The sequence below is a fragment of the Neobacillus bataviensis LMG 21833 genome (assembly GCF_000307875.1).
Lineage (GTDB): Bacteria > Bacillota > Bacilli > Bacillales > Cytobacillaceae > Neobacillus > Neobacillus bataviensis.
On record NZ_AJLS01000046.1, the window covers coordinates 1 to 11,503 of the forward strand.

The following is an 11,503-nucleotide window of genomic DNA, read 5'->3' on the forward strand; positions in this document are numbered from 1 at the left end:
ACAATCAAAGAAGTTGTTGATCTTGTTAATAAAAGGCAGTGACCGGATATATAACTGCAGACTTCTTTAAATAAAATGTAATAAAAAAATTACAGATTAATGAAAGCTGGCATATTCTAAGATAAAACTAAAAATTAAGAAGGTGAAGAAACTATGTTCTCCAATAATAATACGATTTTAAAAACAGGTGATTGGATTAAGGCAGAATCACCGAAGGGCGAACTAATTATTGGTTATATTGAATCACTGTCACTGGAAACTTTAGAAGGAGTAGTGAAGGTAACCGTTGTTACAAGTGACAATAATCAAACGGTTGGCAAAACCATACCTATTTTAAGTAAACGGGTTAAAAAACTACCTGTTTCTAATGTAACCAACAAGGCACAAATTGAATTTCTTCTAGACCTGGCTTTATCAACAGGAGGTAAGGAATGGTTTTTGGCGCTTTCTTCGGAGTTAAACGCGATGAAGCAGCTTGTAGATGGAGTACATTAAAACTACCAATAGAATTCCGTTTAGATTGAACTTTTGATAAAAGGAATATTCATTGTTTATTGGAAAGTGTTAGTTCAAATAGCAGTAAAAAAAGGTGCATTAATCTAGAATCGGATTAATGCACCTTTTTTACATAAGAATTTGCATAAAGGTACTACATATTTTCATGTAAGGAGAAAAGTGTTTAGCAGCCCATTCATATAATTAAGTTAGAACATGCCGTTCTCATTAGGGGAATCCTCTGGTATGGGATGTCCTATATCCCACAACTCAACAATTTGGTTACCTTGGAAACGAAAGATATGTACAACAGCTCCTCCAAGATCCTCTGGATTCTGTTTCACATGAGAGTGAACGGCAACCGTATCTCTCTCCTGTATAGCAAGTTTGACCTCAAGTAATTTATGGGGGTTCATATTTGCATTCTCTTCCATCGCAAGCATGAGTGATTCTGCATCGCCACGGAAATAGGGGTTATGGTGACAAAAGTCAGGACTTATGTAAGCTCGGTATGCTTCACGAACTTTCCCTGATGCTACAAGCTGGAGAAAAGACACAGCTTTCTCTTTTAGTGAGAGGTTCGAAGTAACCTGCTGTTCCTTGCTCATTTCATTCATCCTTTCCTTCAAGAATTATAATATTTTAGAAATAATAGAAGTTTAAGGTACTAAAACCTTCTTGTCCGTTATTTCCTCTTTTTCATCGATGCTGATCGACAAGAATTTGATTCCCGTCTGGATCTTCAATGACAAAATGTGCTGGTCCCTCATTTGTTTCATCTGCTTCAGTTAGCATATTTATTCCTACAGACTTCAGTTGTTTTTGAATGTCTCGAATGTCCGTAAACGATTCGAGATTTTCGGCATTTTCATTCCATCCTGGATTAAAGGTCAGAATGTTCTTTTCAAACAGTCCTTGGAATAGCCCAATGATGCAATTTTCATTCTTCATAATAAGCCAATTTTGACTAATGTCACCACCAAAAGCTTGAAATCCTAGTTTTTCGTAAAATGTCTTGGAAAGATGAATGTCTTTTACATGTAAACTTACAGAAAATGCACCTAATTTCATAATTCTCTCCTTTTTTTAAAATGCGAGTTTAAATTAACTATAAATGAATACTTCGAAGTTAACAACATTTACCATATCCTAAAGATAGAGTTCTTCAATAATGAAAGAAGAAAAAATTATAGTTTCATAAAATATTCACATTCTAATGAAAATAAATATGACCATTTTCTTCCTTTTTTTATATATCAAGTATGAAGGAATCTTATTAGGAGAAAGGGCTGTGGTTGAAGATGGCAAAGTATAGAATGGTGCGTACTGATTTTTGGAAGAATCCGGTTGTTTCTGAGGAGATGACACCGGAGGACAAGTATTTCTATCTGTACCTACTTACTAACCCACATACCACTCAAATTGGAATCTATAAGATTGCGAAAAAACAAATGGCTTTTAATTTGGGATATTCAAGAATCAGATTGCCAGGCACCATCCATACTAACCCAAATTGTTATCGAAATTTCTCAAACAAAATAAAATAAATTCCTTAAAAATACTCCTTCTATAAAATCCCTCATCCGCTTCGGATGAGGGGTTTTATGCGTTTGCATCGTTTATATAAGCTTGCCCATAAAGATAATAGAAGCAATCCAATCGTATCAATTAAAACTGGACTGAATAATCCGTTGAGTTGTATAAATAATTTCAGAGGATTAATAAATTAAACTTGTTGTTTTTAAGCTTTGTTGAAAATAATTGGGAAAATAAGCACGAAACTGAACAAATCCTTAGTTTATTTGTTTCCTCTATTATGAATTTTGTAAAGATTCTAAAAATTCGTGTTGTTTGCATAACCTAAATATGTTATTATCCCCTTAGTGGTATAAAAAAGTTGGTAAGTTGATTATGTTTACTTACAAATGGCAAGATTCTCAACTTGCTTTTTATTTCACCACGGTTTAGGGAGTATTACTATTCATTGCTAATCCATAGGGAGGTATTATATAGAACAATCAGTTTATGATAATTCTAATATCCGTTCGAGGAGGAAATTATGGCGCATTTTATTGAAGGACTGGTAACGGAAATAATTGTATCGTTTAATGACGATGGTTCTGTTGATTACGGAACAACTGGAGATTTAATTGATTTCCAAATAAAAAATGGTGTGAAAAATTTCTTTGTTAATGGTTTAGGTGGCGAAAGTCATGAACTTACTTTTGAGGAACAAGTAGAAATTGTTAAAACTGTAGCTGACAGATGCAAAGGACTTGCAAAAATAATGGCGTGTGTTTTTGTTTCAACGGTGGGGGATGGAAAAAAGTTAATTGATATGTATAAAGGAACAGATATTGATTGTTTGTGTTTAACAGCACCACCACTATTCCCTTATACTGATGATGCATTATATAGTTTCACTTCAGAGTTAATAAATTATACAGATATTCCTTGTTATATATATAATTGCGTGCAAATGGGAACATTGTATTCACCAGAAACGTTGGAAAAACTTGTAAAAAACCATAAAAATCTATATGGATATAAAGATGCTACTCGTGACATTGTTCATTTAATGCAGTGTATGATGAGAATAGATTGTGAAAAATTTGACTTTCTTGGCGGATGCGATGCTACCATTGCTGCCAATATGATACTTGGCTGTTGTGGAACAGTATCATTCATGGGGGTTCCATTCCCAAAAGAGACCAAGGAAATTTGCGATTATGCTTTAGCTGGGGAAAGCGGAAAAGCAATGGAAGCACAATTTAAAATATTGAAAGTCCGAAATGTTTTAAAAATGGCTCCTTTTAATGCAGCCTATATGTATGCACAAAAATTTACAGGGGGACCTTTAGCTAAAAATTCAAGAATGCCTGTAGAAATGTTAGATGTTAAAGAGGAGGTGAAAAAAAAGATTGAAAAGGTAATGGAAGAAGTAGGGATTAAATAACTTCAATTTTATGAAAGTCTTCGCTTAGGTATTTTTTGGTTTAGGAGATGATCCCTCATCATGGATAACGTAATGGGAACATCAAATAGGGGGTAACAGTGAATGGATTATAAAATTTCAAGAGAGGATTTGTATAAATGGTGTAGCATGACTATTCATGAAATTAAAGACCATCCAGATTTAAAGGCAAATCTTGTTATAAAAGATTCCCGTACCGAGATTATGGAAATGGTCGGAAACATGATGGCCGATGAAATGATTAGGAATAACGGCGATGGTAGACCAACAAAATGGATTTTGCCAGCAGGACCAATGGATGAATATGATACCTTTATTACTAGGGTAAATAGTGAAAGGATTAGTCTGAAAAATCTATATATATTTCATATGGATGACTTTCTAGATTGGGAAGGACGACCATATCCAGTAACAGATTCCTATGAAAGTCTAGAAGGCACTATGTTAGCTGGTTTTTATAATAGAATTGACTCAGATCTAAATGTGCCAGATAATCAGAGATTTTGGCCGCGCATCAATGACCTTGATGCTTTGGATCATAAGGTAGAGGAACTCGGAGGAATTGATACCATTTGGGCTGGAGTTGGCTGTAAGGGACTAGTTGCATTCTGCGAAGCTCCTCGATCTTATTGCAATAGAATCAGTATAGATGAGTATGCAAACTCTAAAACAAGAATTGTAGATCTCAATGAGGACACTATTGTTGCTTTAAGTGAGCGTACCTTTGGCGGATGCTATGATCGTATACCCCCTCGTGCTATAACGATTGGTTTTAAATCTATGTTAACCGCAAAACGAGCGGTGTGTATGGTAACAACCGGCTCTTGGAAGCAGACAGTCGTTCGAGTTGCCCTATTTAGCGAGCCAACACTAGAATATCCAGTAACACTTTTTCCTGCGTATATTCCGGAAATGATTCTGATGTGTGATAAAAACACTGCTAATCACCCAATGTCTCATAATGTTAAAGGATGGTAAATGATATTGAAAAATTTTGAAGTTATTGTATTAAACAGTCACGGCGTCGGGCAATTTTGCAACATCAAGCGCCTCCCTGCTCTGGGTGAGACTCTTAGAGCTTGGAACTGGCGAATTGAAGAGGATGGAGGTAAGGGTACAAATGTTTCTGTTGCATTGGGTCGATTAAATATTAAAACTGCTTATATTGGTAAAGTAGGCAATGACTTATGGGGAGATCTTGGTGAAAAATGGATGCAGGACGCTGGAGTGGACACTACTTATATGTATCGGAGTGATGAAGTTGCAACTGGTACAGGACTTGTTATGGTAGACGAGGATGGTAGAAATACTATAGTTGATGGTGACAGTAGTAGCGAGGCACTTACAGTTGAGGAGATTCGTACTGCAATTGATCATATGAAACATTCCAAGATTTTCATCACTGGCTTTGCAATTCCGGAAGCTCTTGCCATTGAAGGAGCTAAAATGGCTAAATCCCATGGTATTACCACAATGCTAAATCCAAGTCCATTGCCAGAAGAGCCGATGGGAGATTTAAGCTTTATTGATTACTTGGTTTTAAATGATGTAGAAGGTAAATTCCTCCTTGATATTCCTCAAAATACTGAGCTTACAGCACATGAAATCATTGATAGAGTACGGGAAAAATACCATTGCGGTTCAGTTATTATGACGATGGGGTCGAAAGGAAGCGTGGGACTGGATGCTGAAGGATTCTGGCAGGTGGAACCAACCTCAGTGAAAGCTGTTGACACAACAGGTGCGGGAGATGGCTACCTTGCAGCTATAGCAGCTAATCTAATACAAGGAAATGATATTCGCACAGCTTCTGAATGGGCGAGTAAATATGCCTCGCTTACGGTTACTAAGGTAGGGACACTTAGGGCTTACTCTCCATTAAAGGAAGTAGATGAATTCATTCTAGGATTACAATAGGAAAAATTTAATTATATAAGGAGGCATTTTTATCATGAGGGTAGCAGTTTTAGGTGCTGGATTGATGGGCAAAGAAGTAGCGAGGGATTTAATCAATAGTCCAATGGTCAAAGAGGTCGTTTTAGCAGATGTTGACATTAATAAAATTGAAAACGTTTGCATTCAATTAAACAGTGTCAAATTAAGCTCGGCTTATATTGATGCTTCGAATGAAGATCAATTAGGAGCTTTCATGAAAGATTTTGATATTGTTATAAATGCTTTATACATTGCATTTAATGAACTTGTTGCGAAAACAGCTATAAAGGTTGGGGTGAATTTAGTTGATTTAGGAGGATTCAAGGTTGATAACCTTCTAGCACTTGATGCAGAAGCAAGGGCAGCGGGTATTACTTATATTCCAGATCTTGGGGTCGCACCTGGTATGGTAAATATTTTATCCGGTTATGGAGCAAGTAAATTAGATCAAGTTGAATCGATCGAGCTTTTTGTTGGAGGCCTTCCCGTAATACCTGAACCTCCTTTCGAGTATAATGAGGTTTTTTCAATGCAAGGGGTTTTTGATGAATATACTAAACCAACATCGATTATACGCAACGGTCAAAGACAATCTGTTCCATCTCTATCGGGAGTTGAACCTATCCATTTTAAAGGGTTTGGGCGCCTTGAAGCTTTTTATACACCCGGCACCTCCAGTCTTATTTACACTTTTCCAAAAGTTAAGTACCTTGGTTATAAAACAATTCGTTATCCAGGACATGCAGAAAAATTTAAGTTATTAGTTGATTTGAATTTAACTCGCGACGATTATGAAGTAGAAGTTAAGGGAAATAAAGTTAAGCCTCGTGATGTCTTTTTAAAGGTATTAGAACCTATCGTTGATCTTCGTGATAAAGAAGATGTAGTGTTACTAAGAGCAAGGGTCGAGGGCAATATAAATCAGCAAGAAACCGCTTACGAATTTGAAATGATCACTTATTATGATCGTGAAAATAAGGTTACTGCAATGGCACGTTCCACGGCATACAGCATTTCAGTGGTTGCACAAATGATTGGAAATGGATTGATTAATAAAAAAGGCGTTTTTGCGCCAGAGCAAATAGTCCCTGGAAACCTTTTTATTGAAGAAATGAAAAAAAGAGAAGTTATTATTGAAGAAAAACAGTTAAATATAGAAAAGGTAAATGTTTAAAAAACAGCATAACCAAATGATTTTAGTAGAATAGTTGAGTGTCCTTAATTCACGATGGGAATAGTCAAATCTGATCATTATCATTTCTCCGGCTTACAAGGGTGTATGTTATTAGTGATTTTCTACCATGAAAAATGAAAAAATGGCATCATACTAGAATCCCTTGTAAAGCCTTCCCAAAATTACGCTCGAAATAAATATTTAAAATGGGGAGTGTATAATTTGGAAAAACCAATACAGCCACTTGAACTAAGTGTGACGGATTCATCAAAACATCATTTAAAAAGGGACCTGAAATTTCGTCATCTAATTATGATTGCTTTAGGAGGAACAATTGGTACGGGGTTATTTCTCACAACTGGAGCGACGATACATACAGCGGGGCCCGGTGGTGCACTTTTGGCTTACCTTATTATCGGGGTAATGATTTATTTCATCATGACTTCTCTTGGTGAAATGGCATCTTTTATGCCAATAAGTGGTATGGTAGGTACTTACGGAACACGTTTTGTTGATCCTGCTTTCGGTTTTGCGTTGGGGTGGATTTATTGGTATGGTGCATCTATTACTCTTCCAGCAGAACTCTCTGCTGCTACACTTATCATGAAGTTTTGGTTTCCTAATAGTCCATCATTATTATGGAGTGGAATTTTCCTAGTTCTTATATTCGCAATAAATTACTTATCTGTAAAGGGGTATGGAGAAGGAGAATATTGGTTTTCATTTATCAAAGTTGCAACTGTTATCATTTTTATTATCCTCGGATTTTTAATGATTTTTGGAATTATGGGCGGGGAAGCAGTTGGATTTAAAAACTTTACAGTTGGGGATGCTCCTTTTCATGGCGGTTTTCTTACCATTTTTGGCGTCTTTCTTGTGGCTGCTTATTCATTTCAAGGAACGGAAATGGTTGGTATTGCTTCAGGAGAAAGCGAAAATCCGCAAAAAAATGTTCCGAGAGCAATTAAAACCATCTTTTGGCGTATTTTGTTATTTTATGTACTTGCAATATTAGTCATTGGTTTACTCATTCCATATACTGACGACAAATTACTAAGTGATAATATTATGGTTAGTCCATTTACGCTGGTATTCCAAAGAGCAGGATTGGCCTTTGCGGCTTCGGTAATGAATGCAGTTATTTTGACATCTGTGCTATCCGCCGGAAACTCTTTTCTTTATGGAGCTACTCGAATGCTGTATTCAATGGCTTTATCAAAACAAGCACCACGTTTTTTAGCTAAAATTAATAAACGAGGTGTACCGATATATGCACTACTTGCGACAACCATATTCGGATCATTAGCATTTTTATCTGAGCTTGTTGGTGATGGTGTTATTTTTTATTGGCTGTTAAATGCCTCTGCGGTTATAGGATTTATTATCTGGATTGGCATTTCAATTAGCCATTATCGTTTTCGTAAGGCCTATATTGCCCAAGGTCTTTCACTAAACGACCTACCATATCGAGCAAAATGGTTTCCATTTGGGCCTATTTTATCCTTTATCGTTTGTTTTGTCGTAATGTTAGGACAGGGTTATCAGGAATTTATAGGTGAAACTATAGATTGGAAAAGTGTGATTGCTATCTATTTAAGCTTTCCATTATTTATTTTTATATGGTTAGGTTACAAATTCAAAAAGAAAACAAAGATTATTCCTCTTCAAGAATGTGATTTAAATCCTGAGCAGAATTAATGTTTCACATATGACTGTTGGATCACTGCTACTCCTTTGTCAATTTTTTAGGAAGCGCTACTGAGTAGTTTCTTTTTACAATTATATTAGTAGACTAAAAGAAGGAAATAAAGTAGAGAGGGGCTGTCCCAACTGTCAGTAAACTGACTTTTGGACAGTCCCTTAGCCATTTGTACCAATTGGTATGTTTTAACCAGCACCTGTTGTACCGAATTCGTGTACCATGTTAAACTAAAAATCAAAATAGGTACATTTCTCTTAAGGAGGTTTTTCAGTGTGAAAAATAAATTCCGAATAGGGCCTCGCGATGAAGTTGTTGAAAGGTTGGAAAACTATCTTGTTGTTAATAAGTTTCCTCCACACCATAAAATTCCATCTGAAAGGGATTTATGCGAGTTATGGGAAGTGAACCGCTCAACGTTACGATCCGCAATACAACGTCTAGTTGCGGAAGGAAAACTATATAGTAAGGAAGGGTCCGGGACCTTTGTTGCTAAGCCGAAGCTAATACGTAATCTCCAAGACTTGAAATCTTTTACACAAGTAGCCAATGAAGCAGGTCTTTTGATATCTTCTCAACAGCTTTCCTTACGTGTCATTGAATGCAATAAACAGATTTTAACACAGTTACATGTTTCGTTAGGGAGCAAGATATATGAATTGATTCGTCTCCGATTTATTGATGGGGTTCCTTTGAATATTGAAACAACATATATTGCTTATGAACTTTGTCCTGGCCTTGAAAATCATGATTTTAATAAAGTTTCCCTGTACTCCGTATTGGAAGATACCTACAAAATTGATATAAACCGCGGCCATGAAAAACTGGGCATAACTTATATAACTGAAGATGAGGCTGAATTACTTGATATGAACGAAGGAGACCATGTTTTTTATGTGTCGGGTGTCACAGAGTCATTAAATGGGGTTCCAATAGAATATTATAAGTCTCTTTTTCGGGCAGATAAAATCCGTTTTGCAAGCGCACTCACTAGGTGAACTAGGAGTATTTAATATCGATCGATTTTCATTAGCGTAAAATTGGTAGAAACTACTGCTAGTTATGTGTTTCGATATAATTGTATTAGTATATTTCGTAGCTTTTAATATTAATTAGCATGAATTCTATATGATTACAAAAAGGATTTGATTTGGAAATGAATAAAGAAAAAGAAATAAACTATAAATCGCCTATTTATTTGCAACTACGGGAGGTTATTAGAAATAAAATTGATGAGGGTGAATATTTACCTGGTACGGCTATCCCATCAGAAAATGATTTTGCGGAAATCTATGGAATCAACCGTTTAACAGTACGAAATGCGATTGATGCTCTTGTTAACGAGGGGATGTTGAAAAGCGTACAAGGTAAGGGAGTTTTTGTTTCAGGGAAAAAGGTTGATCATGATTTAGAAACCATAGGCGGTTTTACACAATCCATGCAAGAAAAGTTTACTTCTGTTTCTACTAAAGAAATTGTGAAATCTTTACGGTCAGCCGGAGAGAAATATGCAAGAATTTTTGACATTGATCCAATGGATAAAATTTATTATATAAAGCGAATTTGCTATGCGGATAAAATTCCAATTTCCATAGAAGAAATTTTTATTCCCCAGTATGTCGTTCCAAAATTAGAAGGAATAGACTTATCGGTTTTTTCATTAGGGGAAGTATATAATTTTTACGGGATTCAAATAAATCACGCAGTGCAATCTCTTGACCTGACAAAACTTGAGCAGAAAGATAAACGTTTTCTAGGTATAGACACAGATCTTGCTGTTATGTTACTTGAATCTACTAACTATGATGTAAAGGAAAGAGTGATTGAATATAATCGTACGTATGCTCGTAGTGACAAATGCAATTTTAATGTAAATTTCCATAGATGAGATATTGTTATTCCATTGGTCGAGGCAATTAAATCCAAGTTTGTGTATAAACCGGTAATTTTATTTTTTTCATCATACTTAAATGTATAAGCAATATGCTTAGGTTGTATACAAGATGAACCTGACTATGGCGGTCAGTCCCTCAGGTAACAAAAGCTTTAACGGACCGAGCGACTGACCCCATTTTTCCAGGGAACACGACTTCTTTAAGTATATACAAGGATAAAACTCTGGTATATAACACTTCCTTAGATCAAGAATGTCCTCTCGATACAGAGGATTTAAGGGAAGTTATGAAATTATATCTAAAAGAAAGCCTTCTTCTTATAATAGAAAAAGACATAAAGAAAAGAAAAGGTATTTATGAGAAGGCTAAAACTGTAAATGATATTTCTTATTTTCTTAAATTAAGGCAAGACTTTCAACAGAATAAAATTATTTAAAAGAATAGGAATGCCAGGCACTTTTTCGCTTTAACAATTGACAAAATGAACTGTAACGATTAATATTACAGTATGGTAACTGTAATATTTTTTATTACATTTAAATATACTTGCCTAATACACTAAGGAGTGGGTAAAAGTATGGTGACTGTGTATACGACACCGAGTTGTGCTTCATGCCGAAAAGCAAAAGCTTGGCTTGAAGAGCATCAAATTGACTATATTGAAAGAAACATATTATCTCATCCCCTTGCAGTCGATGAGATTAAATCGATTCTTCGCTTGACAGAAGAGGGGACTAGAGAGATTATTTCCACTAATTCGAAGTCATTTCAAGAATTAAGCGTAAATATTGAATCTCTTTCACTTAATGAATTGTACAAATTAATAATGGAGCATCCCAAAATGTTGCGCCGGCCAATTATCCTGGACGAAAAAAGATTACAGGTTGGATATAACGAGGACGAAATTCGTAGTTTTCTGCCCCGTAGGATACGAAACTATTTGTACAGCGAATTGCAAAAAGCGGCCAATTAAAATGGAAAAATAAGGGCATAACGCTTAGACAATTAAGACTAAAACCTTAATGTTTTTAAAGGAGGAAAAACTGATGATTGAAGTATTCGTGACAGTAAATTATAAAGATCGAAATTACCAAACCAATGTTATAGTGAAAAAAGATATGACTAGGGAAAAAATTAAACGAATAGCAGAAAAGCAAGTCAAAAAACAATGGGATATTTGAATAAAGCGGCTTTGCTACGGACTTAGAAAAGCTAAGTGCTTGACTAGCCAATCTGTAATGCTTAGTATTACAGTACGTTATTAATTTAAAAAAGATGCAGACCATAGGTGTAAAAGTAAAAAAAGTGAGTAGTTTTCTTGCTTAGGAGGC

The 11,503-nt window shown here is 35.5% G+C and carries 12 protein-coding genes and 1 pseudogene; 11 read left to right on the plus strand and 2 right to left on the minus strand.

The window, feature by feature from the left end; all coding sequences use genetic code 11:
- Window positions 1-153 precede the first annotated feature (153 nt).
- A complete protein-coding gene (locus BABA_RS07260) occupies window positions 154-495 on the plus strand; it encodes a hypothetical protein (protein WP_007084503.1) in 342 nt (113 codons plus the stop codon).
- A gap of 209 nt (window positions 496-704) precedes the next feature.
- On the opposite strand, the gene BABA_RS07265 is transcribed toward BABA_RS07260, so the two are convergent.
- Both BABA_RS07265 and BABA_RS07270 read right to left on the minus strand, forming a co-directional pair.
- On the minus strand, window positions 705-1,103 hold the full coding sequence (locus tag BABA_RS07265; protein ID WP_040345597.1) for a nuclear transport factor 2 family protein: 399 nt from the start codon (window positions 1,101-1,103) through the stop codon (window positions 705-707).
- 91 nt (window positions 1,104-1,194) lie between these two features.
- Complete coding sequence (locus BABA_RS07270; protein WP_007084505.1) at window positions 1,195-1,566, minus strand: VOC family protein; 372 nt, start codon at window positions 1,564-1,566, stop codon at window positions 1,195-1,197.
- A gap of 230 nt (window positions 1,567-1,796) precedes the next feature.
- Here BABA_RS07270 and BABA_RS07275 point away from each other — a divergent pair.
- The 10 genes and pseudogenes from BABA_RS07275 to BABA_RS07320 form a co-directional block, all read left to right on the plus strand.
- Window positions 1,797-1,970 (plus strand): annotated as a pseudogene (locus BABA_RS07275) (DNA replication protein DnaD); the annotation flags it as partial.
- 584 nt (window positions 1,971-2,554) lie between these two features.
- Window positions 2,555-3,451, plus strand: coding sequence for a dihydrodipicolinate synthase family protein (locus BABA_RS07280; protein WP_007084507.1), 897 nt, complete (start codon window positions 2,555-2,557; stop codon window positions 3,449-3,451).
- Between the two features lie 102 nt (window positions 3,452-3,553).
- The gene (locus BABA_RS07285) at window positions 3,554-4,447 is read left to right on the plus strand and encodes a sugar phosphate isomerase family (protein ID WP_007084508.1); all 894 of its coding nucleotides are present in this window, start codon (window positions 3,554-3,556) and stop codon (window positions 4,445-4,447) included.
- Entirely contained in the window at window positions 4,448-5,386 is a 939-nt protein-coding gene (locus tag BABA_RS07290; RefSeq protein ID WP_007084509.1) for a ribokinase, read from the plus strand.
- A 34-nt stretch (window positions 5,387-5,420) separates the two neighbouring features.
- Entirely contained in the window at window positions 5,421-6,578 is a 1,158-nt protein-coding gene (locus BABA_RS07295; protein WP_007084510.1) for a saccharopine dehydrogenase family protein, read from the plus strand.
- A 222-nt stretch (window positions 6,579-6,800) separates the two neighbouring features.
- Window positions 6,801-8,276, plus strand: a complete 1,476-nt coding sequence (locus BABA_RS07300) for an amino acid permease (protein ID WP_007084511.1) — start codon at window positions 6,801-6,803, stop codon at window positions 8,274-8,276.
- 276 nt (window positions 8,277-8,552) lie between these two features.
- On the plus strand, window positions 8,553-9,275 hold the full coding sequence (locus BABA_RS07305; protein WP_007084512.1) for a GntR family transcriptional regulator: 723 nt from the start codon (window positions 8,553-8,555) through the stop codon (window positions 9,273-9,275).
- A gap of 158 nt (window positions 9,276-9,433) precedes the next feature.
- Entirely contained in the window at window positions 9,434-10,165 is a 732-nt protein-coding gene (locus tag BABA_RS07310; protein WP_040345600.1) for a GntR family transcriptional regulator, read from the plus strand.
- 584 nt (window positions 10,166-10,749) lie between these two features.
- Window positions 10,750-11,145 carry a transcriptional regulator SpxA gene (spxA, locus tag BABA_RS07315; protein WP_007084514.1) on the plus strand — a complete coding sequence of 132 codons (396 nt, stop codon included), beginning with the start codon at window positions 10,750-10,752 and terminating at the stop codon, window positions 11,143-11,145.
- A gap of 73 nt (window positions 11,146-11,218) precedes the next feature.
- Entirely contained in the window at window positions 11,219-11,353 is a 135-nt protein-coding gene (locus BABA_RS07320) for a BA3454 family stress response protein (protein WP_007084515.1), read from the plus strand.
- Window positions 11,354-11,503: the final 150 nt, after the last annotated feature.